Source organism: Streptomyces sp. NPDC001002, assembly GCF_053599215.1.
The window spans coordinates 1-23,307 of sequence record NZ_JBSFLV010000140.1; the positions used below are offsets into that span (position 1 = coordinate 1).

The window sequence follows — 23,307 nt, forward strand, 5'->3', positions numbered from 1 at the left end:
GCCGCCCCTGGCCGCCGCTCCCGCCGACGCGGCGCCCGCCGCCGAGGAGGAGGCGCTCGCGGCCACCGTCGGCGGAGACGTCGGTGACGCGCTGCGCCGCCTCGCGCCGGAGTTGCGCCAGGTACTGCAGGCCATGGTGCTCGACGGGCTCTCCGTCCGGGAGACCTCCGTCCTGCTCGGGCTGCCCGAAGGCACGGTCAAGACCCGTGCGCGCCGGGCCCGGATCGCGATGCGGAGGGCGCTGACGTGAGGGCGGAGGACGCTGACATGAACGTGGAGCACGCGTCGACGCGGATCATCGACGGTTACGCACGCGGCGGCACGGACCTCGCCGCCGACGAAGTGTGGGCTGTGGAAGCCCACTTGGAGACATGCAGGATCTGCCGGGACCGGCTCTCGGCTGCCGTCGCAGCGCACGCGCCCGCCGTGGCCGCGCTCGTCGGCACCGTCTGGTCCGGCCTCGAACCCCGGCTCACCGCCACCGCCCCCGTGCCGCGCCGCCGGCATCGTTCGGTACGGCTGTCGAGTTGGCTGACGCCCACGATGGTGCCGTGGCTGGCGATGGTCGCGAGCGTCACCCTGCTCGCGCTGCTGCTCGACCTGGCCGGCGGCGGTTTCGGCCTCGGCTCCGGCCCCCGCCAGGTGTCGCTGGTGCTGCTGCTCGCCCCGGTCCTGCCGGTCCTCGGCGTCGCGGCCTCCTGGTCCCAAGGGCTCGATCCGGCCTACGAGTTGACGGCGTCGGTCCCCCGGGCCGGGCTCCACCTGGTGCTGCGCCGTACGGCGTCCGTGCTCGCCGTGGTCGTGCCGGCGCTGCTGGTGGCCGGCTGGGCGACGGGCGTGCCGGGCGTGACGGCCGCGCAGTGGCTGCTGCCCTGTCTGGCCTTCACCTCGACGACCCTCGCGCTCGGCGGTGTCGTCGGGGTGACCCGGGCCGCCGTCGCGGTGGTGGTCGTATGGGCCGCCGTCGTCGTCACACCGACCGTGGCCGCGAGCCGGGCGACCTTCGCCCTGCAGACGGGCGGGCTGCCGGTGTGGGGGCTGGTCCTCGCGCTCGGCGTCGGTGTCGTGATCGCCCGCAGGGGTGCGTACTCCGTGCTGGGGGCGCATCGATGACCGGCGAGGCGCCCGTCGGAGTCCCCGAAGTCTCCATCGAGAAAGCCGTCTTGAAAACGACCGGAAAGGACCACCACATGATGCCCGCGGTGAGCGCGGCCGACATCGCGCCGACGCCCTACGCCTGGGAGATCCGGGCCACCGGACTCAAGGTGAGGGTCGGCCGGAAGCGGATGGCCGTCGACGGGCTCGACCTGTCGCTCGGCACCGGTGTGCACGGCGTGCTCGGGCCCAACGGGGCCGGAAAGACCACCCTCATCAGGGCGTTGGCCACCGTGCTGCGGCCCGCCGAGGGCACCCTCGAACTGCTCGGCGAGTCCGCCGGCGGCATGGGTGAGCACCGGGCGGTGCGGCGCCGGATCGGCTATCTGCCACAGGAGTTCGGCTACTACAAGCGGTTCACCGTGCGGGAGTTCGTCGAGTACATGGCGTGGCTGAAGGAGGTGCCCAAGGCGGACATCCCCGGAGCGGTGCAGCGTGCCGTGGAGCGGGTGGGTCTTGCCGACCGTGCCGAGGAGAAGATGAAGGCGCTGTCGGGCGGGATGGTCCGACGGGTCGGCATCGCCCAGGCCATCGTCAACGATCCGGCGATCCTGCTCCTCGACGAACCGACGGCCGGCCTGGACCCGGCCCAACGGCTGCGTTTCCGCGAGCTGTTGCAGGAGCTCGGCGCGGACACCTGCGTGGTCGTCTCGACCCACCTGGTCGAGGACGTCGCCGCCGCCTGCACCGACGTGGTGCTCTTCGCCGAGGGCCGGCTGGTCTTCCAGGGCACCCCGGACGAACTGGCCGCGGCCGGCGGTCCCGAGCACGTGGGCGACAGCCCGCTGGAGCGCGGCTACTCGGCGCTGCTGCAGAACCCCGAGCGCGAGAGGGGTTCTTGGTGAACGCCCGTGTCCTGCGCGACGACGTGAACCTCCGCGTCCCCCGCGTCGAGATCAACTTCCGTGTCCTGCGTACCGAGTTGAGACGTTCCCTCGCCCCCTGGGCCGGCGGCGTGATCCTGACGAGCGCGCTCGCGTTCCTCTACCTGCTGAACAACGCCACCTGGTGGAACGGCACCACGGCGTGGACGGCCCAGTGGACGTCCCTCGCCCTGTGGACCCGCAGCCTGCAGTTCTACCTGTGGCCGCTCGCCGTCGGGTTCGGCGCCCTCCAGGGGCTGCGCGACCACCGCTCGAAGATGGGCGAGCTGCTGACCAGCACCCCGCGGCCCGCCCGGCAGCGCGCGGCGGTGCCGGCGGGCGCGACGGCGATCACGCTGGCCTCGGCCTTCGCGCTCCTCGTCCTCGTGGGCGGCGTCCAAGTGCCCGCCCACACCGACTACTTGCATTTCGGATGGCTGCCGATCTCCCTGATCGGTGCGCTCTTCCTCGTCGCGGGGGCCCTGCTCGGCATGGGCGCCGCGCGGGCCCTGCCGTCCGCGCTCACCCCGCCCCTGCTGGCCATCGGCGCCTTCGTGTTCACCGCGCTCATGCACATGTCCCTGGGCCGGACATCGACGATCGACCCGGCGACGGGCTTCGACAGCACGCAGCCGAAGCGGATCTCCCTCCTCTCACCGGAAGTGGAGGAGGTGCACAACGTCCTCGTCACGCTCTCCGCCCCCGTGCACATCGGCCAGACGATCTGGCTCCTCGGCATGGCCGTGACCGGCTTCGCGCTGCTGGTCGCCGCGACCCCGCGCACCCGGCTGCTCGCCCTGACCCCCGTCGTCGCGGGCGCGGTGCTCGCCCTGCTCGTCCTGCCCTCCGACCCACGCCGGATGTATGTCGTCGACAGGGCCGCCGCCGAGTCGGTGTGCGACGGTCCGGTCTGCGTGGCCAGGGCGCACCAGGACCGGCTCGCCGGACTGGCGGCTCCCGGCAAGGAGGCGCTGCGCCTGCTGCACGGCGCGCTGGGCGAGCGGGCGCCGGTCGCGGTCCGGGAGAACACCGCCGTGCAGCCGTACGGATCGACGCCGCGGTGGTCCCGTACGACCGTGCTCTTCGGCTTCGACGATGCCGTCGTCGCCGGCGCGAAGGGCGAGGAGCTGACCTGGGCCCTGCTCGCCAAAGGGCTGGCGCCGGACTGCACCCCCGTCGGCTGGAGCGGCTTCGGGAGCGCCGACTACGCGCAGACCGTCGCGGTGGGCTGGGTCCTCGGGGAGCTGAAGCCGCTGCCCGGCACGTCGACGAGCATGCGCCGCGAGGTCGAGGCCGAGACCCGTCCGGTGTGGAAGAAGCTCAAGGCGCTGCCGTGGTCCGAGCAGGTCGCGCGAATCAACGCGATGCGCGACACCGCGCTCTCCTGCGAGGGCGACCCGTTCGAGGTGCTGTCCGGCGGCACGGGCCGGTGAGACAAGTGCCGTTGAGGTGGGGCCAGTTGCCAGGGATGCCGGCGCCATGGGTGTCCGTGAGATGGCTGACGCTGTACGCCCGCTCGCGTCAGGTGCCCGCCTCCCTCGCCGCCGTGGTGATCGGCACAGTGGTGATATGGGCGCTCGCCCCGGACGGCGGTCGGGAGCCCGCTGATCCGCGGCTGCCCGTGCTCGTCCTCGCCATGGGCGTGATGGCGGCCTCGATCGGGCTCGGCGGGCAGGACCTCGCGCTGGACCGGACGGCCGCGATCCGCTGGGTGCCGCGCAGGGCGGCGCACGTCCTGCTCGCCGGGGCGGTCGTCGCCGTGGTGCTGCTGGCCGTGCAGGCGCTGGGAGCGCCCATGGCCACCGCCGAGTTCGTCGTCCGGGACAGCGCGGGCCTGGCCGGACTGGCCGCCCTGGGCGCGGCGCTCGCGGGCGGCCGGTACGCGTGGACACCGCCGTTCGCCTGGCTCTCGCTGTCGTTCGTCGCGCCGCCAGCCACGAGTACGCCGACGCGGGTGACGTCCTGGCTGCTGCTGCCGCCGGGCACTCCGGCGGCCGGCTGGACGGCCCTGTTCCTCCTGGTGGGCGGCACGGCCGCCTACGCCCTGGCGGGGCCGAGGCGGTAGGCGGCGGGAGCCGTCAACTCGTCGGGACCGGGCGGTCGTAGACGTGGTCGGGGGTGACGATCTCGGTGATCGCGCGGGCGACCAGGGAGGACGGCTCCTGGCCGGCGGAGGTGATGTCGGTGTTGAGCAGGACGACCAACGTCGCCTTCTCCTCCGGGAGATACACGGTCACGGACTCGTAGCCCGGGATGGAGCCGTTGTGGCCGATCCAGCCGTCGCTGTCGAAGATGCCGAGGCCGTAGCTGAGCCCGGGGAAGCCGGTCGGCAGCGTCTTCAGGCGCTGCTTCTGGGTCTCCGGGCTGAGCAGCGTGCCGGTGGCGACGATCCTCGCCCAGCGGTGCAGATCGTCCATGGTCGAGATCATCGCGCCGGCCGACCAGCCCCAACTCGGGTTCCAGTCCGTGGAGTCGACGACCTCGCCGCTCAGCGTCTGGTTGGTGTAGCCGCGCGCGTGCGGTTCGGGGAACTCGCGGACGTTCGGGCCGTCGGGGAACAGCGTCCGGTCGAGGTGGGCCGGGCGCAGCACCCGCCGGTCGATGACGTCGGCGACGTGGTGTCCTGTGACCTTCTCGATCACCAGGCCGAGCAGGACCAGGTTGCTGTTGTTGTAGACGAACACCTTGCCCGGCGCGGAGGTGTTGCGGTGCTTGAAGCCGTACGCGAGCAGCTCGTTCGGGGTGAACGTGCGGGTCGGGTCGCTCAGCAGGTCGTGCACGAAGTCGGGGTCTGAGCTGTACGGGAACAGCCCGCTGCGCATCTCGGCGAGGTGGCGCAGGGTGATGCGGCGGCCGTTCGGCACGCCGTGGATGTAGCGTCCGATCGGGTCGTCGAGGCGGATCCGCCCCTGGTCGACGAGCTGGAGCAGCGCGGTGACCGTGAAGGTCTTGGTCTCGCTGCCGATCCGCGAGTAGAAGTCGGTGCTCATCGGCTCGCCGGTGGCCTTGTCGGCGACGCCGGTCGCGCGGACGTAGCACCCCTTGCCCGGCATCCACAGTCCGACGGCGACACCGGGGATGCCCGCCTCCCGGCGGACGTCCGCGACGGCCTTGTCGAGCCGGGCGGTCAGGTCACGGCCGAGGCCGTGCGCCGGGCAGTCGTCATGGTCGTGCCGGTCCGCACCCACGGGATGGACGGTAGTCGTGGGGGTGGCGGCGGTGGCGGAGACCGCCGTCATCGGGGTCAGTACGGACGCCACGAGCAGCACGGCTGCGAAGAGGCGTCGGGAGGGGGTACGTCGCATGTGGGGGGCTTCTTCCGCTTCAGGGCTGAGGGACCGAGGGGCTGACGGGCTGAGGGGCTGCGGAAGCCACGCCACCATCCGGGGTCCACCGGGAAGCCCTCCCGCCGTGCGCGCCCCTTCGAGTCCACTCGATCGGACCGGCGTTCGGACGTACCACGTGGGTTCAGGGTTTGATCCGGCCGGCGGGAGGGGGTACGGCGGTACAGCAGGCTGTACGGCGGACCGGCCCGCATGCTGGATCGATCACCGTGCGGCTTCTTCCTAGGTTGGTGAGCACACCGAAGGCCGGTGCACCGAACCGCCAACTCCCCGGGAGACAGCCCATGATGACGATCCGTCACCTCACCGCCGTAGCCGCGCTGGCCGCCCTCGGCCTCGGTCTCGCGACGCCCGTCGCGAACGCCACGGAGACGCGGGCGTCGAGCGTCAAGGAGTCCCGGCACTCGCACTCCACGCTCCAGAAGAGCGTGGACGCCATCCAGAAGACAGGGACGGTGGCCGTCGTGGCCCAGTCGACGGGTCCGCAGGGGCGGCGGTACGCGACCGCCGGGGTGTCCGACACCGCCACCGGGCGCGCGGCGCGCGTCACCGACCGGTTCCGGATCGCCAGCTCCACCAAGACCTTCGTCTCCACGGTGCTGCTGCAACTCGTCGGCGAGGGACGGGTGTCACTGGACGACACCGTCGAACACTGGCTGCCCGGCGTGGTGGACGGCAACGGCAACGACGGAAACGCCATCACCGTACGGCAGTTGCTGAACCACACCAGCGGGCTGTTCAACTACACCGCCGACTTCCCCGAGATCGCGAGCGTCGACGGTTTCGAGGCCGACCGGTACACCACCTGGACCCCGCGGCAGCTCGTCGGGATCGCGATGCGGCACGCGCCGGACTTCGCGCCCGGCACCCAGTGGGAGTACTCCAACACCAACTACATCCTGGCCGGGATGATCATCCAGAAGGCCACCGGCCACACTTGGCAGCAGGAGGTGACCCGGCGCGTCATCCGCCCGCTGGGCCTGCGCGACACCTCCGCGCCCGACACCTCCGCCCGCATCCCCGGCCAACACCTGCACGGATACTCGGACTTCGGCGACAGCGGGCCCACCATCGACGTCACCGACGTCAACCCGTCGGCCGCCGGTGCGGCCGGCGCCATGATCAGCACGACCGGCGACCTGACCCGCTTCTTCTCGGCGCTCCTGGGCGGCAAGCTGCTGCGCCCGGCCCAGCTCGCCGAGATGAAGACGACGGTACGGGCCGCCTCCCTCGACCCCGTCTGGCCCGGCGCCCGCTACGGCCTGGGTCTGATGGAGATCCCGCTGACCTGCGGCGGCGTCTACTACAGCCACGCCGGTGACCTCATGGGCTACACCACCCGCGACGGGGTCAGCGCCGACGGCCGCCACACCGTCGTCCTGGAGGCGACCGGCGACGGAGCGCCCGACCTGTCCACGGAGCTGGCGCAGAACGCGCTGATCGACACGGAACTGTGCGCCGCAAGGAAGTAACGGAGGGCTCGGGGTGCGCGAACGCCGGCGCGGGGGCTCATCCGGAGCCGCCCGCACCGGCGTTCACGTATCGCCTCGTCGTGACTGATCAGTTCTTGTCGGCCCGCACGGGCTCAGGGGCGGCCGGAGCCGTGTGCGGAGCCGTACGCGTTGCCGCTTGCCCCGCCGTCGTGACGCGCGGAGGCAGAGAGTCGCCCTCGATGTCGACGTTCGGGACGGCGCGGTCCAGCCACTTGGGCAGGGCCCACGCGTGACGGCCGAGCAGGCTCAGCACCGCGGGGACGATCGTGAGGCGGACCACGAAGGCGTCGATGAGGACGCCGATGGTCAGCGCGAAGCCGATCGTCTTGACGGTCGGGTCGTGGTTGAAGATGAAGCCGCCGAAGACGGCCGCCATGATGAGGGCCGCCGCGGTGACGACCCGGCCGCTGCGCTCCACGCCGTGCTCGACCGCGGCCCGCGCGTCCCGGTGGTGGTGGAAGTGCTCCCGCATCCGGCTGACCAGGAACACCTCGTAGTCCATCGCGAGGCCGAACAGGACGCCGATCAGCAGGACCGGCACGAAGCAGGCGATCGGTGCCACCGCCGCGACCTGGAACAGCCCGGTGAGGTGACCGTCCTGGAAGACCCACACGACCGCGCCGATGCTGGCCGCGATGGAGAGCAGGAAGCCGAGAACGGCCTTGAGGGGCACCAGGATCGAACGGAAGGCCAGCATCAGCAGGAGCAGCGCGAGCACCACGATGATCGTGATGAACAGCGGCAGCGCCGAGGCCAGCTTCGCCGACACGTCGATCCCGGCGGCGGTCGCGCCGGCGACGTAGGCCGCGCCGCCCGCGTCGGTCACCGGGGTCACCGCGTCGTCGCGGAGCCGGTGCACCAGGTCGGTGGTCTTCTGGTCGTCGGGGCCGGTCCTCGGCACGACGCCGAGCACGGTGATCGCCCCGTCCGGGGTGGCGTTGGGCGGGGCCACGGTCGCGATGTCCGGGTCCTTGCCGACGGTGTCGGCGACCTGCTTGACGACCGACTCGCGCTGCGCGGCGGGGATGTGGGTGCCGTCGACGACCACGACGAGGGTCGCGTTGAAGCCGGGGCCGAAGCCCTTGGTGAGGAGTTCGTAGCTCTTGTGCTGGGTGCTGGAGGTGGGCTGGGTCTCGTTGCTGGGCAGGCCGAGGCGCAGTCCGGTGGCGGGCAGGGCGAGGGCGAGCAGGCCGAGGACGCTCACGACCAGGACCGGGATGGGGAAGCGCGTCATGAGCCGGCCCCAGGCCAGCCCCCAGGCACCGGGCTTGCGCTCACGGCCGGGCGTCTTGGTCTGCGGTGAACTCACCCCCGGCCGCGCGGACTTGGGCCGCAGCCGCTCGCCGAGGAAGCCGAGCAGCGCCGGTACGAGGGTCAGGGCGACCAGCACCGCGAGGAGTACGGTCCCGGCGGCGGCCAGGCCCATCACGGTGAGGAAGGGGATGCCGGTCGTGGAGAGCGCGGCGAGCGCGATGATGACCGTCACGCCCGCGAAGGTCACGGCGCTGCCCGCCGTCCCGGTGGCGCGGCCGATCGAGTCGGGTACGTCCTGCTCGGGATCGGCGAGCTGTTCGCGGTGGCGGGAGACGATGAACAGGGCGTAGTCGATGCCGACCGCGAGGCCGATCATCAGCGCGAGGACGGTCGCGGTGTTCGTCATCTCGATGAAGCGGGACAGGAATTGGACGCTCATCACGCCGACGCCGACACCGACGAGCGCGGTCACCAGGGGCAGTCCGGCCGCCACGAGTGAGCTGAGGGCGAGGGCGAGCACCACGAAGGCGACGACCACGCCGACGACCTCGGCGGGGCCGCCGACCTCGGCCGGCGGGGTGGACACGGTGCCGCCCAGCTCGACCTCCAGGCCGGCCTTCTTCGCCGGGTCGAGGGCCTCGTCGAGCCGGTCCTTGGCGGACTGGGGCACGCTGTCGGCCGGCTTGCCGAAGAGCGCGTCGGCGTAGCCGATGGTGCCGTCCTTCGACAGGGCGCCGGTCTTCGCGGGGTCCGTGACGTTGATGACCCCGGGTACCGCGGCGACCTCCTTGAGGGTCGCGGCGATGGCCTGCCGCTCCTTCGCGTCGCCGAGCGTGGCCCCCTTCGGCGCGGCGAACACGACGCGGGCCGTGCCGCCGGCCGCCTGCGGGAACTTCGCCTTCAGCAGGTCCTGGGCCTGCTGGGACTCGACGCCCGGCACCGAGAACTGGGTCGTCACCTTTCCGCCGAGGGCGGTGCCCAGACCGGTGGCCACCACGAGGAGCAGCACCCACACCCCGAGCACCCGGCCCCGGCGGCGCGCCGCCCAATGTCCCAGCGCGTACAAGCGTTTCGCCACGGCAGGTCTCTTTCGTTCCGGGGTTCGACAGCCGTCGATCCCGTCGGTCCAGCAGGATTTTTACAGCCTAATGCATTTTTACCACGGCCGGTAAAAATGCACTCCGACGGGTATGCTGGACGCCATGGACAGGGTTGCGACGGGGGACGGCCTGCGTGAACGCGGAAAGGCCAAGCGGCGGGCCGCGATCACCCGCGCGGCCTTCGAGCTCTTCGCCGCGCAGGGCTACGACGACACGACGATCGCGGAGATCGCCGCGGCGGCCGAGGTCTCCCCGCGCACGGTGACGCTGTACTTCCGCTCCAAGCAGGACATCGCCTTCGCGACCTTCGACGCCACGGCGCTGCACCTGACCGAGACCCTGCGCACCCGCGCCCCCGGCGAGAGCGTCGTGCACTCCCTGGAGGGCTGGCTGCGCGAGGAGATGGCCTGCCACGACGGGACCGACGAGCTCGAACTGCGCATGTTCGAGGTCAACCCGGAACTGCGCGCGGTGCGCACCGCGCGGATGACGGCGGCCATCGAGGAAGGCGCCCGCATGATCGCCGAGGACACCGGCCAGTCCCCGGACGGCATCGGCCCCCGCCTCGCCGCCGCCGCGGCCGCCGCCCTGGTCACCGAGATCTTCGCCCACCCGGAGGGAGCGGACCGCGCCCAGGCGATCGGCGCGGCGATGACCTTCCTCAGCGGGGGCATCGAGGCGATGACGGCGAGCGCACGGCGCTGAGCCCTGCGGCCGGACCGACGGGGTGGGCCGTCAGAAGACGTTCTTGTAGACCTGCCACCCGGTCGCGATCTTCGTACGCCCGCCGAACGACCCCTTGCCGTCACCGCTGTTGCGCCACACGTTCCCGCTCGTGTCGCGGGAGACGAGGTCCGCCCTGCCGTCGCCGGTGATGTCACCGACCCCGACGATCGCGTTGTAGGACCCGCCCCACGCCCCGAACAGCTTCACGCGCGCCTTGAAAGTGCCCTTGCCGGTGCCGAAGTAGCGGTACAGGTTGTTGGATTTGTCCTGCGCGACCAGATCGCCGACCCCGTCGCCGTTGAGATCACCGACGCCGACGACCTTCTTGTACGTCTTCCAGTTGTCGTAGAGCTTCACGCGCGCCGACAGCTTCCCCGCGCTGGTCCCCTTGTAGAGGTAGACGGCGCCGGTGGCGGAGTTGCGGGCGATGAGGTCCGGGCGGCCGTCGCCGCTGACGTCGCCGGGCGAGGTCAGGACGTCGTACTGGTTCCAGCCCTTGCCGAGCGAGGTGTGCGGGGTGCTCGTGAGGAGGGGCTGTCCGAGCATGGTCCGGTACACGCGCAACTCGCCGCTGCTGAACCGGACGAGGACGTCGTTGCGGCGGTCCCCGTTGAGGTCGCCGAAGGGGACCAGGGTCGCGGAGGAGGGCCAGCCCGAGGCGGTCACGGCCTTGCCGAAGCCGCCCGTGCCGTTGCCCGGCCGGTAGCCGACGGCTCCGGAGGAGGTGAGGGTGAGGGCGTCGCCGATGCCGTCGGGCGCCCAGCCGTCGCCGTTGGTGAAGTCGCGGCGCACGGCGGCTCCGTAGGACACCCGGACGGTCTGGGACACCGTCAGCGCGGGACCCGTACCGTCGGCGGGCGAGGCCGTCAGCTTGAAGGTGTACGTGCCGTTCGGGACGAACGCGCCCTTGCTGTCACGGGTGTCCCAGTGCGCGGCCAGGTCGCCGCTGACCTCGCCGCCGGAGAGCGTACGGACCACGGCGCCGGTGGTCTTGCTGGTGAACGTGGCCTGCCAGGAGGCGGCGGGCTTGGAGAGCAGTCCGCGCCACCGCCACCACGGGTCGGTGGCCCGGTCGCTGTTCCCCGTGTTGTCGGTCACCTCGGACTCGACGGCGGAGAGCCGCTGGGTGGTCACCCCGCTGGGCACCAGGTGGATCCGCTTGTCCGCGTCGACGTAGGCCGCGGGCCCGCCGAACTTGTCCACGGTCCAGGTGACCCCGCGCAGACTGGACGTGCCCGCCGCGAGGTCGCCGATCGTCCGGGTGGCCGCGCTGCCGTCGGCGAAGTCGGTGAGCTGGAGCTCCCCGGCCGTGGTGTCGTGCCGGACGAGGTAGCCGTCGCTGAGGAGTGCCTCCCCGGACGGGACGGGGATGTTCTTCTTCGCCGTACGGTCCCAGACGCCCGCCGTCGCGGTCGGTCCGCAGGACCAGTAGACCCAACGGCCCACCGCCTGCAGCTCCTTGGGGACGCAGGGGGCGCCGGTGGAGACGGTCTCGGTGGTCTTTCCGGTCTTCAGGTCCTTGGCGGTGACGACACCGGTGCCGGAACCCGGCGTCCACAGGCTGGTCCCCCAGACGGAGGCGGCCGTGATGGAGCGGGTCAGGATGGGCTGCAGGTCGGTGTAGACGCCGAGGTCACCGACGTACTGCTTGGCGGGCGAGGTGCCGTTGACGATCGCGTAGCGGCCGGTGATGTCGAGGACGGATCCGGCGGCCGAGGGCAGATAGAAGAAGCCGGCCGGGTCGGTCGTGTCGATGGACTGGACGAACGAGCCGACGGGGTCGGGGTCGGCGGTGAACGTCACGGCGCGGCCGTCCCCGGTGGCGTACGGGCCGACACTGAGGTTGTCCGGCTTGCGCCGGGTCGGCGTGGACACTGTTCCGTCGGCGGCGATCCGGCGGGTGTAGTAGCCGCCTCTGTAGCCGCTGTTGGTCTCGTCGGTGGCCAAGGTGCCGTTCTGCAGCGACAGTTGGGCGATCGTCGCGGCCGCGGGCGGTACGGCGGTCAGCTCCATCAGCGTCGGGGTGTCCGCGCCGGTGTCGGTGACCCGGCGTACGGCCCAGTGCGCGGAGTCGGTGCCGCCGACGGCCAGCAGACCGCCGTCCGGTGCCGTGACGAGGGAACTGTTCGCGTGCGGGAGGAGGGTGATCGGGTCACCGCCCGTGAGGGGGACGGCCAGCAGCGGCATCCCGGCCCGGTCGGCCAGGTTGCTCGTGTTCGACGGCACGGTACGGGCCACCACCAGCCAGCGTCCGGCGATGCCCACGTACGGTTCGCCCTGTGTGCCGAGCACCGTCAACTTCGTCTCGGCGGCGGAGAGGTCGGCGCGGTCCAGGACATGGGCCACCGGGTTGTCGTACCGGTACCAGACCAGTCGGTCGGCGCTCAGCGCGACGGCGTTCGGAGCGGCGGACACGGCGACGTCACCGGTGACCTTCGCGCCGGCCAGGTCGACCAGGACCAGGTGTCGCTCGCCGTTCGGCAGCGAGTATCCGATGACGGCGGTGGTGCTGTCGCCGCCCACCACGGTGAAGTCGGTGGTGATGCCGGCCGGCCATCCGTCGACGAGGGTGCCGTCGGCGGGGGCGCCGTCGCCGTACAGCCACAGGACGCGTTTGCCGGCGGTGTCCCGCGCCTGGGTCAGCACGTGACCGCCGAAGGTGGCCGTGTACGAGCCGTGGGTGAGCGCCACGTCCGTGCTGGTACCGGCGGCGAGGTCCCGCAGGACGACCTTCTGGGTGGGCGAGACGACATCGGCCACGACGTCGGACGACGAGCCGAGGTAGGCGGTGAGTCCGACCCTGGGCAGGTCGCCCAGCTCGGTCGTCGCACCGGTGCCGTACGACGTCCACAGGTAGCCGGAACGCCCTTCCTGGGCATGCAGATAGCCGCTGGTCCCGGCGCTGCGGATCTGGTCCTGGCGCGGTATGTAGCGGTCCGACTGGAAGACCTTCTCCGATGTGAAGGCGGTGCCCGCCGGAGCGTCACCGGTGAGGCCCGTGCTCGCGGGCGCGGTGCCGGCGGTCACGGCGAGAACGGCCAGCGCGGCGACGACGCCACGGGCGGTGGTACGACGGGACATCGCCGACTCCTGAGCCTCTCAACGGAAAAAGGCGTGACGGGAGGGCGATGACCGATCAGGTGCGCGTCAATGGTGCCGCGAAAACACTGCGGCCCCGAATGCCCCCCGTGCACAGCTGCATGACAGTAACAGCAGGCACAGGGGGCACAGGAGGGTGGTCAGGACTTCAGGAACGCGAGGATGTCGGGGTTGAGCACCTCCGGGTGGGTGGACAACATCCCGTGCGGGTAACCCTCGTAGGTCTTGAGCGTGCCGTTCTTCAGGAGCGCGACCGTCAGCGGCGCGGAGTCCTCGTACGGAACGACCTGGTCGTCGGTTCCGTGCGCGACGAGAACCGGAACGTCGATCTGCTGGAGGTCCTGGGTGAAGTCGGTCTCGGAGAACGCCTTCACGCATTCGTAGTGGGCGTTGGCGGCGCCCATCATGCCCTGCCGCCACCAGTTGTCGATCAGCCCCTGCGAGACGTTCGCGCCGGGCCGGTTGAAGCCGTAGAACGGCCCGGACGGTACGTCGATGAAGAACTGCGAGCGATTGCCGGCGACCCCGTCGCGGAAGCCGTCGAAGACCTCCATGGGCAGGCCGCCCGGATTGGACTCGGACTTGAGCATGATCGGCGGTACGGCGCCCACGAGCACCGCCTTCGCGACCCGCCCCGGCTCGGCGCGGGCGACATAGCGCGCGACCTCGCCGCCGCCGGTGGAGTGCCCGATGTGACAGGCGTCCCGCAGGTCGAGCGCGGCCGCGAGGGCGATCACGTCGGCTGCGTAGGTGTCCATGTCGTGGCCGGTGGCGGTCTGGCTCGACCGCCCGTGCCCACGGCGGTCGTGGGCGATGACCCGATAGCCGTGCGCCAGGAAGAACAACATCTGGTTGTCCCAGTCGTCGGCGCTCAGCGGCCATCCATGATGGAAGACGACCGGCTGAGCGTCACGTGGACCCCAGTCCTTGAAGAAGATGGTGGTGCCGTCGTCGGTGGTGACTGTACCCATACCTGATCCTCCGCTCGCCCGTGAAAGCCCCGGCAGCTCGGGGGTGCGCGGGGCCCGCGGGACCGACGAATTCACGCCTTGAGACGCGGTCCGGATGTACCTCGAACACACTACGCCGGGGGGTTGGGGGGCACATCCTCAAGCCGGACATCAGCCGCTTTCCACTTGCGGTGGAAGTTAGGCAAGCCTTACCGTTCACAGTCGCACCACTCAGGGCCCGGCCGTCCCATCGGTCCGCCCGCGGCGAGCGCTTCAGTGACGCAGCCTGGCCGTCCTTTCCAGTGCCTCAGGGGGCTGGGAGGTACCCCCAGCCGGAAGCCGCTCACAGGACGGGCCCGTGAATCACTCGACCTTCGGTCTGTACGACCCTGCCCGCGACCACAGTGACTGTGGCGTCGGGTTCATCACCCGGCTCGACGGGGTGCCCAGTCATGACGTCGTTCGCAAGGGCGACGAGGCGCTCCGGGCCATCCCGCACCGGGGTGGCACCTCCGCCGAGGGGGTCGGTGACGGTGGGGGCGTGAGTGTCGATCTGTCCGTGGAGTTCTTCGGCGCCCTTACCGGGGAAGTGCTGCGGGCCGGGTATTTCGGGGTCGCCAACTGCTTTGTGCCCACCGACTCCGGGCGCCGTGACGCCGCCCTCGACCTCGTCGGACGGAGCATCGCCGACCAGGGCTTCGACCTGCTGCTCGTGCGGGACGTGCCCGTGGATCACAGTGTCGCCCGGCCGGCCGCGGAGGCGCAGCAACTGCCCATCGTGCAGTGGGTGTTCCGGGCGCCGGAGGGGTGGGCGCGGGATGACGTCGATGCCGGCGCTCATCGTGCGCTGCTCGCCGTCGAGGCCGTCGCCTACGGCGATGACGCGTACGCCGGGTTGTATCCGCTGTCGCTCAGCGCGCGGACCCAGGTGTTGAAGGGGCGCCTCAACTCGGGGGAGGTCATTGGGTACTTCCGGGATCTCCGCGATCCTCGGCACTCCGTGCGGTCCTTGTACTTCCACACCCGGTTCTCCACCAACACCGAGCCGCATCCGACCATGGCGCAGCCGTTCCGGCTCATGGCGCACAACGGGGAGCTCAACACCGACCGGAAGAACCGGCTGAGCGACGAGGCGCTGGCGCGGGCCCGGACTCGGAGCATCGTGCGGCCGCCCGGGCAGTCCGACTCCAGTCGGCTCGACCAGACCCTGCAGAGCCGGGTGTTCGACGACGGGCTCGACCTCGTCGAGGCCGTCGTCTCCCTCATGCCGCCCGCCTGGGAGAACGACCGGACCCTGCCCGTCGCCGTACGGGACATGCTGGAGTACTTCTCGCTGTACGAGGAGAAGAACGACGGGCCCGCCGCCGTCATCTTCAGCGACGGCGACCTCATCGGCGCACGGCTCGACCGGCTCGGGCTGCGGCCCCTGCGTACCGTCGAGACCGCCGAGTACCTGATGGTCGCGTCGGAGGCCGGCCAAGTCGCCTTCCCTGATGAAGAAGTCGTGCATCGGGGGCGTATCGAAGCCGGTGGCATGCTCGTCGTCGATCACCGCAGCGGGCGGCGGCTGCGCACGCGCGACGTGCTCGACGCCCTCGCCGCGCGGCGGCCGTACTCCCAACTCCTCGACAGCGCCCGGGTGAACCTCGACGACCTGCCCGCGCCCGACTACTACCGCGGGACCACGACACTCGGGTACGACGGCGATCTCGCCCTCGCCGGGCGGTACGTGGCGTACTCGCTGAACCAGGAGAGCTTCCGGTTCATGCTCGACCCGATGCTCGCCAACGGGTCGGAGCGGATCTCGGCGATGGGCTACGGCAACGCCATCAACGCGCTCAGCGACACCGAGGGCGGCATGGCGAAGTACTTCTCGCAGCGCTTCGCGCAGGTGACCAACCCGCCGCTGGACAGCATCCGCGAGGCCGACGGGATGAGCATGCGGGTCGCGCTCGGGCCCAAGCCCGACGGCACGGGAAGCGTCGGGAGCGTCGGCGGCCGTCAACTCGTCGTCTCCTCACCCGTGTTGGGGCATCTCGACATGGTACGGCTGCGAGACCAGCGGATCGTGCCGCTGGAGCGGTTCGACATGCTCTACGCACCGGTGAGCGGTGACGAGACCGCCAACGCCGACTCGTTGCGGAGCGCGCTGGAGCAACTCTGCGACGGGGTCGAGCGGTTCGCCGCGGACGGCGGCGGTATCGCCGTGCTCTCCGACCGGGCCATCACCTCCTCGCGCGCCCCGCTGCCCGTGATCCTCGCCGTCGCCGCCGTGAACCAGCGGCTCATCGAGACCGGGCTGCGGCTGCGCGTCTCGGTCGTCGCGGAGAGCGGCCAGTTGCCGTCCTCGCACCATGTCGCCACCGCGCTCGGGTTCGGCGCCTCGGCCGTCTACAGCCTCAGTGCGCGGCTGCGCGCCGAGGAGAAGTTCCCGAGCCCGCCGGCCCCCGCCGGTCAAGTCACCGAGACCGACAGGGCGTTGGCCAAGTTCCGCAAGGCCGCCGAGAAGGCGCTCGCCAAGACGATGGGGCGGGTCGGTCTCTGCACCGCCGAGAGTTACATCGGCGGGGAGTTCTTCGAGCCCAACTACCTCGACACACGTGACGACATCCTCGCCCGGGTCTTCCCGCACATGGAGGCGCCGGTCGGCGGGGTCGGCTTCGCGCGGATCGCCCAGGCCGCGACCGAGTGGCACGAGCGGGCCCGTGCCGTGGCGAGCGAGCAACAGATCCCGCTGCTGGGGCTGTTCAAGGAACGGTCGGACGGGGCCGGGCACTCGTTCGGGGTCTCGGCCGTGCGCGGATTCGGCGACATGGCCGAGGAGCCGGTGGAGTTCGGCCGGCGGGAGCGGTCCGAGGACCCCGACGCGCTGCGCCTGCTCACCCTCGGCCAGCTCGACGACGCCTTCGGCATCAGCGACTCCGCCTACCGCAACACCGGGTACGACGCGCTCAGCGACGCCGAGATCGACGCGTTCCGGATCACGCCCGGCTACCGCGCCTTCCTGCGGACCACGCACGAGGAACGGTCCCGTCGGCCCGCCGCGCTGCGTGACGTGCTGGCGCTGCCCGCGGACGTCACCGGGCTGCGTACGGCCAAGGACTTCGCCCGTGAGCTGGGGCGGTTCTCGACGGACGGCAACGCGAGCATCACCGTCCGGGGCCTGGTCGTCTCCGCCACGGACGAGTCGGCCTTCCGGCTGCGCCTCGCAGACACCGACACCGACACCGACACCGCCGATCGCCACAACGCCACCGCCGACCGCCACACCGCCCTCGCCGACGGCCTCGCCCTCGCGCACCCCGGCGAGGTCGAGACGCTCCACGCGGACGCGGACGGCGTCACGGTCGCCGCCACCGGCACCGCCGCCCGCCTCCTCGCCCTCCTCCACCCGGCCCCCGACAGCCTCCCCCTCACCGACGTACAACCGGCCCACGAGATCACCCGCGCCCTCGCCTCCGGCGCGATGAGCCACGGCGCGCTCGTGGCGACCGCGCACGAAGCCGTCGCGCACGGCACCAACATGGTCGGCGCGATGTCCAACAGCGGTGAGGGCGGCGAGCACCGCTCCCGGTACGGCACGATCCGGGGCTCCCGCATCAAGCAGTTCGCGTCGGGCCGGTTCGGCATCTGGGCGGGGTATCTCGCCGACCCGATGCTGGAGGAGCTGGAGATCAAGATCGGGCAGGGCGCGAAGCCGGGCGAGGGCGGTCAGTTGCCCGCGCCCAAGGTCACCGTCGACATCGCGGCGGCCCGCGGCGGCACCCCCGGCATCGAGCTCATCTCCCCTCCCCCGCACCACGACACGTACTCCATCGAGGACTTGGCCCAGCTCATCCACGACTGCAAGGCCGCCCGGGTCCGGGTGGTCGTCAAGCTCGTGTCGTCCGAGGGCATAGGAACCATCGCGGTCGGCGTCGCCAAGGCCGGCGCGGACGTCATCAACGTGGCCGGGAACACCGGCGGTACGGGCGCGGCGGCCGTCACCAGCCTCAAGTACGCGGGCCGTTCGGCGGAGATCGGTGTCGCCGAGGTCCACCAGGCCCTCGTGGCCAACGGGTTGCGGCAGAAGGTCGTCCTGCGCTGCTCCGGCGCGCACCAGACCGGCGGCGACGTCGTGACCTCGGCGCTGCTCGGCGGCGACAGCTTCGAGTTCGGCACGACCGCGCTGATGATGCTCGGCTGCGTCATGGCGAAGAACTGCAACGTGAAGTGCCCGGCCGGACTGACCACCAACTCCGAGGCGTTCGAGGGCGATCCGCGCGCCCTGGCGCAGTACCTGCTCAACATCGCCCACGACGTACGGCAGATCCTCGCCCGCCTCGGCCTGCGTTCGTTGCGGGAGGCCCGGGGCCGCACGGACCTGCTCCAGCTCCTCGACCACCCGGCGAGCGTCGGCCGCCTGGACGTCCGCCGCCTCCTCGCGCGCGTGCCCGAGAAGGTCGTGGCCGAACCGGAGTACCTGGAGAAGGACTTCAGCACGGACGACGCCCTCATCGAGCGCGTCGAGGAGGCGATCCTCGACCGGCGCGAGGCGTCCCTGCTGGTCGAGGGCATTCACCTCGGCAACAGCGACAAGTCGGTGGGCGGGCAGCTCTCCATCGACGTCGAGTGGCTGCTCAACCACGGTGATCAGCGACTCCCCGCCCACGCCCCCGCGGTCACCACGGACGACCGAGGCCGTCGCCGCCTCGTCGACGACGCCGTCCGCATCCGCACCACCGGCTCCGCCGGACAGTCGTACGGCGTCTTCTGCAACGACGGCATCACCCTCGAACACACCGGCACCGCCAACGACGGCGTCGGCAAGAGCCAGAGCGGCGGCCGGATCGTGGTCCGCGCCCCCGGCGGCGGCAGCACCGAGCGCGGCGGGAACGTACTCGTCGGGAACTTCGCGCTGTTCGGCGCGACCGGCGGCCGGACGTTCGTGCAGGGCGAGGCCGGCGACCGGTTCGCCGTGCGCAACTCCGGGGCGACCGCGGTCGTCGAGGGGCTCGGCGACTTCGGCTGCGAGTACATGACCGGCGGTACGGTCCTCAACCTCGGCGGCTTCGGCAAGGGCCTCGGCAACGGCATGAGCGGCGGATTCCTCTACCAGTACGACCCGTCGGGCGAACTCCACGACCGGGTCAGCGCCGACTCGCTGCTCGTGTTCCCGGTGACCGACACCGCGCACGGCGCCTTCCACGAGGAGGCCGTACGCCTGCTGCTGGCCTGGCATGCCGAGGCCACCGGATCCCCGCTGGCGGCACGGCTGTTGGAGCACTGGGAGTCCGAACGGGAGCACGTGTACTGCGGGATGCCCCGCGCGCTGCTCCTCTACCAGGACGCGGGCGAGATCCTCGCCGCCGCCACCCGCGGTGAGCTGCTGGACGAGCTGGCGAGCTCGATCGCGACGGACAAGCTGCGTGCGTTCAAGGTCGATTACCGCGACCGGCGGACCGTACTCGGCGGCCGGGCCCCGGCCTTCGGCGACCAGGGCAGCGACGACATGTTCTCGCTGCTGTCCTCGTACACCGTGCTCGGCGTCGCCCAGGACCTCGCGCTGCAACGGGTGCCGGGCGCGACCGGACCCGACGACCCCCGGGTCGCCGAGGCCGTCCGCAACCTCGTCCTCACCGAGGACTTCTTCGTCAAGCAGCGGGTGGTGAAGTACCTGCGCGGCACGCTGGAGCGGTTCGGCGACGACGAGTTGGCCACGCTCATCGCGAGCAAGCGGCTCGACGACTACAAGCGGGCGCTGCGGCAGCGCAACAACCTGAGCGTGGACGCCCCCGGCACCTACGGCTGGATCGTCCACCAGACCACGAAGAACGCGGGACACGTCCGCGCCGCCCGCTTCGACGAACTGCTCGCGACGGCCGCGCTCGACGACATCGCCGCCCGCCACACCCACATCCCGCAGGCCCCGACCGAGACGGTGACCGCATGACCCTCATGCCCCCGACCGGGTCCCTCATCCCGGCCGACGCACCGTTCTCCGCCCAACAGGAGTCCTGGCTGGCCGGGTTCATCGCGGGCATCGCGGCGGCCGGACGCAGGGAGGCCGCGACAACCGGCGCCCCCACGGCCACGGTCCACGTCCTGTTCGGCACCCAGACCGGCAACGCCGAGTACCTGGCGGACGAAGTGGTCGCCGGCGCCCGCGCCCGCGGTCTCGGCGGCACGGCCACCGCACTCGACGCCGTCACCCCCGACCAACTCGCCGCCATGTCCCATGTGTTGATCGTGAGCTCCACATACGGCGAGGGCGAACTCCCGGACAACGCGGGCCTGTTCTGGGAGGCACTCCAGTCGGACACGGCACCGCGCCTCGAAGGGCTGCGGTACGCCGTCCTCGGACTCGGCGACAGCGGCTACGACGACTTCTGCCAGGCAGCGAAGCTCATCGACACCCGACTCGAACAACTCGGCGCGGGCCGCCTCCACGAACGCGTCGACTGCGACGTCGACTTCGAGGAACCGGCCGCGCAGTGGACGGCGACGGTCCTGGACCGCCTGGTGGCCGAGACCGGCGCGACAGGCGGAAGCGCGGAGGGGAGCACAGAGGCCGTCGCCCGCCCCCGCTCCCCCTGGAACAAGCGCACCCCCTACCGTTCCCGGCTCGCGGTGAACCGGCTCCTGTCCGCCCCGCGCAGCGCGAAGGAGATCCGCCACTACGAGTTCGACCTCGGGGACAGCGGCATCACGTACGAGGCCGGGGACGCGCTGGCCGTCGTACCCCTGAACGACGACGGGCTGGTCGCCGCTCTCCTGGAGCACCTGGGTGCAGGCGGCGACGAGGAGACGGCCGAGCTGCTGCGCACCGAGCGCGAAATCCGCACCCCGTCCAGGGAGTTGATCGCCGACCTCATCGAGCGGGCGCCAACCGGCGAGCTGGCCGCAGTCGTCGCGCACGGCGACCGGTCCGACCTGGACTCCTGGCTCTGGGGCCGGGACGTCCTCGACCTGCTCCGCGACGCGGGCCCGGCCGCGCCGGGACTGGCCGAACTCCTCCCGCTGCTCCGCCCGTTGCAGGCCCGCCAGTACTCGATCTCGTCCAGCCCGCTCGCCCACCCGGACCGCATCCACCTCACCGTCGCGTCCGTCCGCTACGGCAGGCACCAGGGCGTCGCGTCCACGTACCTCGCGGACCGGACAGCCGGCGAGGACACGACCGTAGGCATCTATCTCCAGCCCAACGCCTCGTTCGGCGTCCCGGCCGACGACGACGCTCCGATGGTCATGATCGGCCCCGGCACCGGCATCGCCCCCTTCCGCGGCTTCCTGCACGAACGGGCCGCGCGGGGTGCCGCCGGACGCAACTGGCTGTTCTTCGGGGACCGGCACCGCGAGACGGACTTCGTGTACGAGGACGAGCTGACCGCGCTGCGGGAGCGGGGCGTGCTCACCGAGCTCGACCTCGCGTTCTCGCGCGACCAGGCCGAGAAGATCTACGTGCAGACGCGGATGCGGGAGCGGTCGCGGGAGTTGTACGGGTGGCTGGAGGACGGCGCGCATGTGTACGTCTGCGGGGACGCCTCCCGGATGGCGAAGGACGTCGAGGCGGCGCTGCTGGGTGTCGTCGCCGAGCAGCGTGGGCGCGGGGACGACGACGCGGCGGAGTACCTCGCGGATCTGCGGCGGGCCAAGCGCTACGTACGGGACGTGTACTGAGCATGACGGACCAGCACGGTTGCGCCTTCGAAGGGTGCTGCTCGCGGCGCGAGAGCAGCGTGCGGCTGATCGATCCGCGGATGCCAGAACTGGCCCGCTGCCTCACGCTCTTCCAGTACGTGCAGGCCGTCACCGGCGGGCCGGTCGCGCGGATCGACCAGGCCGGCAGCTACGCCGTCCCGAGCCTGCGCGGCGACGCGTTCGCCGTCCACGCGGGCTCGATCGCGCTGCGCCTCGACGCCGAGGGGATCGCCGCGGCCGTGGTCGCGCGGGAGGAGAGCGCGGTCTCTGTGCGCCTGCTCGACGCGGCGGGCCGGACCGTCCATCAGGGACGGCTGCTCTCCGAGGGGGACCGGCTGCTGGCCGGACTCACGAGCACCGTCGAAGCAGGGTCGTACGGACCCCAGGCCCCGGCTCCCGAGGTCCCGGTTCCCGAGGTCCCGGCCTGGGAGAACGGCGATCAACTCGCGCAGCTCGACGCGGTGTTGGCGGACGGCGGGGTCGCCCGGCGCACGGCGTTCCACCGCTACCGGGCCGAACACCGGCCGATCGACGTCGACGTCGTACCGTCCGTGCTCGACCACGTCTGTTCCGTCGGACTGCCCATCGGCGTCGCGGTGTTCGCCCCGGCGGCCATGCAGGCGTGCGGCGGCCGGGTGCATGTCACCGACCGGACCGTCGGCGGGCGGGTGTTCGCGGCGCTCGCGGAGAGCTCGGTGGAGATCGACCTCGCCGCCGTCCGAGCGTGCCACCTGGTCCGCTCCACGGCGGCGCACGGACCGACCTCGGCGCTCGAACTCGACGACGAGAACGGGCGATGCGTCGCGGTGATCACGCAGTTCGGGATGGTCGGGGAGGACGTGCACGGGGCATGGGAGCACCTCGCGGCGTCACTCCCCGACGGCTAGACCGGTCCGGGCACGGCTACTTGCCGAACGCCTTGCGGAACTCGGCGACGCTCTCGGGCGTCGTCCCGTTCGCGCCGCACATCGGGACGACGCCGTCCTTGGCGGCCACGACGTACTGCTCGCCCTTCGAGAACGTCAGGTGCTCCACGTCCTGCGGGCCGTTGTCGAGGACGATCGTCTCCGCGTCACCGCCCTTCAGCCAGTAGTCGGCGCGGAAGGTGACCGTGGAGCCCTTGACGGAGGTGACCGTTCCGATGAAGAGGGTCGGGTACTTTCGCAGGAGGTCGGGGGTGGGTTCCATGCACTTGCCGGCGATGCCGCCCGGCGCGGCGCTGAGCGTCAGACCGGGGGCGGCCTTGGCCGAGTGTCCGGGGACGTTGCCGTTGCCGCCGCCGCTTCCGCTGTTCGCCATGATTCCTCCGGTGATGCCGCCGCCGAGCAGGAGCAGACCGGCGGCCGCGAGCCCGAGCAGCTGACGGCGCCCCCGTCCCGCACGGGTCCGCACGGGGTGCGTGGTGGTGCCGGCGCTGTCGCCGGAGATGTTCGTCGCCGACCTGAGCGCGGTGTCGCTGTTCACGGTGGTCTCCACAAGACGAGTGATGTCGGGCGGCGGAGCCTGTGATGTCAGCGCCGGGTCCGCGGCCTTCATGCGGGCCAGCAGTTCGTCGTCGTTCACTGACTGCTCCTTCCTTCGTCTGTCTTGTGTCCGGACCGTTCGACGTCCTTTCGCCCCAACTGCGCGGCGAGTTTCTTCTTCGC

The 23,307-nt window shown here is 71.5% G+C and carries 15 protein-coding genes; 10 read left to right on the plus strand and 5 right to left on the minus strand.

Features of this window, described 5'->3' with window-relative positions; all coding sequences use genetic code 11:
* The 5 genes from ACWDR3_RS38745 to ACWDR3_RS38765 form a co-directional block, all read left to right on the plus strand.
* On the plus strand, nt 1-250 hold a 250-nt coding region (locus ACWDR3_RS38745), incomplete at its 5' end, for an RNA polymerase sigma factor (protein ID WP_450357286.1).
* A gap of 17 nt (nt 251-267) precedes the next feature.
* Nucleotides 268-1,113, plus strand: a complete 846-nt coding sequence (locus ACWDR3_RS38750) for a zf-HC2 domain-containing protein (protein WP_450357287.1) — start codon at nt 268-270, stop codon at nt 1,111-1,113.
* Nucleotides 1,114-1,190: 77 nt separating this feature from the next.
* Nucleotides 1,191-2,000: an ABC transporter ATP-binding protein gene (locus ACWDR3_RS38755; RefSeq protein WP_450357299.1), complete on the plus strand. Its 810-nt coding sequence runs from the start codon at nt 1,191-1,193 to the stop codon at nt 1,998-2,000.
* Between the two features lie 50 nt (nt 2,001-2,050).
* Nucleotides 2,051-3,451, plus strand: coding sequence for a hypothetical protein (locus ACWDR3_RS38760; protein WP_450357300.1), 1,401 nt, complete (start codon nt 2,051-2,053; stop codon nt 3,449-3,451).
* Between the two features lie 56 nt (nt 3,452-3,507).
* Entirely contained in the window at nt 3,508-4,083 is a 576-nt protein-coding gene (locus ACWDR3_RS38765) for a hypothetical protein (RefSeq protein ID WP_450357288.1), read from the plus strand.
* Between the two features lie 13 nt (nt 4,084-4,096).
* Here the strand turns inward: ACWDR3_RS38765 and ACWDR3_RS38770 are convergent, their stop codons facing one another.
* Nucleotides 4,097-5,323: a serine hydrolase domain-containing protein gene (locus tag ACWDR3_RS38770; protein WP_450357289.1), complete on the minus strand. Its 1,227-nt coding sequence runs from the start codon at nt 5,321-5,323 to the stop codon at nt 4,097-4,099.
* Between the two features lie 323 nt (nt 5,324-5,646).
* Here ACWDR3_RS38770 and ACWDR3_RS38775 point away from each other — a divergent pair, with 323 nt between their 5' ends.
* Entirely contained in the window at nt 5,647-6,834 is a 1,188-nt protein-coding gene (locus ACWDR3_RS38775; protein WP_450357290.1) for a serine hydrolase domain-containing protein, read from the plus strand.
* An 88-nt stretch (nt 6,835-6,922) separates the two neighbouring features.
* Here the strand turns inward: ACWDR3_RS38775 and ACWDR3_RS38780 are convergent, their stop codons facing one another.
* Nucleotides 6,923-9,187: an MMPL family transporter gene (locus ACWDR3_RS38780; RefSeq protein WP_450357291.1), complete on the minus strand. Its 2,265-nt coding sequence runs from the start codon at nt 9,185-9,187 to the stop codon at nt 6,923-6,925.
* Nucleotides 9,188-9,311: 124 nt separating this feature from the next.
* Between ACWDR3_RS38780 and ACWDR3_RS38785 the strand changes: the two genes are divergently transcribed.
* Nucleotides 9,312-9,914, plus strand: coding sequence for a TetR/AcrR family transcriptional regulator (locus tag ACWDR3_RS38785; protein ID WP_450357292.1), 603 nt, complete (start codon nt 9,312-9,314; stop codon nt 9,912-9,914).
* A gap of 30 nt (nt 9,915-9,944) precedes the next feature.
* On the opposite strand, the gene ACWDR3_RS38790 is transcribed toward ACWDR3_RS38785, so the two are convergent.
* Both ACWDR3_RS38790 and ACWDR3_RS38795 read right to left on the minus strand, forming a co-directional pair.
* Complete coding sequence (locus ACWDR3_RS38790; protein WP_450357293.1) at nt 9,945-13,016, minus strand: FG-GAP-like repeat-containing protein; 3,072 nt, start codon at nt 13,014-13,016, stop codon at nt 9,945-9,947.
* 158 nt (nt 13,017-13,174) lie between these two features.
* A complete protein-coding gene (locus tag ACWDR3_RS38795) occupies nt 13,175-14,005 on the minus strand; it encodes an alpha/beta fold hydrolase (protein ID WP_450357294.1) in 831 nt (276 codons plus the stop codon).
* A 337-nt stretch (nt 14,006-14,342) separates the two neighbouring features.
* Between ACWDR3_RS38795 and ACWDR3_RS38800 the strand changes: the two genes are divergently transcribed.
* Genes ACWDR3_RS38800 through ACWDR3_RS38810 form a run of 3 tightly spaced genes read left to right on the plus strand, consistent with a single transcriptional unit; the run spans nt 14,343 to nt 22,548 of the window.
* On the plus strand, nt 14,343-19,916 hold the full coding sequence (locus ACWDR3_RS38800) for a glutamate synthase-related protein (protein WP_450357295.1): 5,574 nt from the start codon (nt 14,343-14,345) through the stop codon (nt 19,914-19,916).
* A complete protein-coding gene (locus ACWDR3_RS38805) occupies nt 19,913-21,640 on the plus strand; it encodes a diflavin oxidoreductase (RefSeq protein ID WP_450357296.1) in 1,728 nt (575 codons plus the stop codon). Before ACWDR3_RS38800 ends, ACWDR3_RS38805 begins: the two co-directional genes overlap by 4 nt.
* A gap of 2 nt (nt 21,641-21,642) precedes the next feature.
* On the plus strand, nt 21,643-22,548 hold the full coding sequence (locus ACWDR3_RS38810; RefSeq protein ID WP_450357297.1) for a hypothetical protein: 906 nt from the start codon (nt 21,643-21,645) through the stop codon (nt 22,546-22,548).
* A 16-nt stretch (nt 22,549-22,564) separates the two neighbouring features.
* Here ACWDR3_RS38810 and ACWDR3_RS38815 read toward each other — a convergent pair whose 3' ends face one another.
* Nucleotides 22,565-23,224 (minus strand): hypothetical protein, encoded by a 660-nt coding sequence (locus ACWDR3_RS38815; protein ID WP_450357298.1) that lies wholly within the window; start codon nt 23,222-23,224, stop codon nt 22,565-22,567.
* Between the last annotated feature and the right edge of the window lie 83 nt (nt 23,225-23,307).

Coding starts and splice junctions, on each gene's coding strand:
- ACWDR3_RS38750 (WP_450357287.1), top strand. CDS start 268: ATGAACGTGGAGCACGCGTCGACGCGGATCATCGACGGTTACGCACGC.
- ACWDR3_RS38755 (WP_450357299.1), top strand. CDS start 1,191: ATGATGCCCGCGGTGAGCGCGGCCGACATCGCGCCGACGCCCTACGCC.
- ACWDR3_RS38770 (WP_450357289.1), bottom strand. CDS start 5,323: ATGCGACGTACCCCCTCCCGACGCCTCTTCGCAGCCGTGCTGCTCGTG.
- ACWDR3_RS38775 (WP_450357290.1), top strand. CDS start 5,647: ATGATGACGATCCGTCACCTCACCGCCGTAGCCGCGCTGGCCGCCCTC.
- ACWDR3_RS38785 (WP_450357292.1), top strand. CDS start 9,312: ATGGACAGGGTTGCGACGGGGGACGGCCTGCGTGAACGCGGAAAGGCC.
- ACWDR3_RS38790 (WP_450357293.1), bottom strand. CDS start 13,016: ATGTCCCGTCGTACCACCGCCCGTGGCGTCGTCGCCGCGCTGGCCGTT.
- ACWDR3_RS38795 (WP_450357294.1), bottom strand. CDS start 14,005: ATGGGTACAGTCACCACCGACGACGGCACCACCATCTTCTTCAAGGAC.
- ACWDR3_RS38805 (WP_450357296.1), top strand. CDS start 19,913: ATGACCCTCATGCCCCCGACCGGGTCCCTCATCCCGGCCGACGCACCG.
- ACWDR3_RS38810 (WP_450357297.1), top strand. CDS start 21,643: ATGACGGACCAGCACGGTTGCGCCTTCGAAGGGTGCTGCTCGCGGCGC.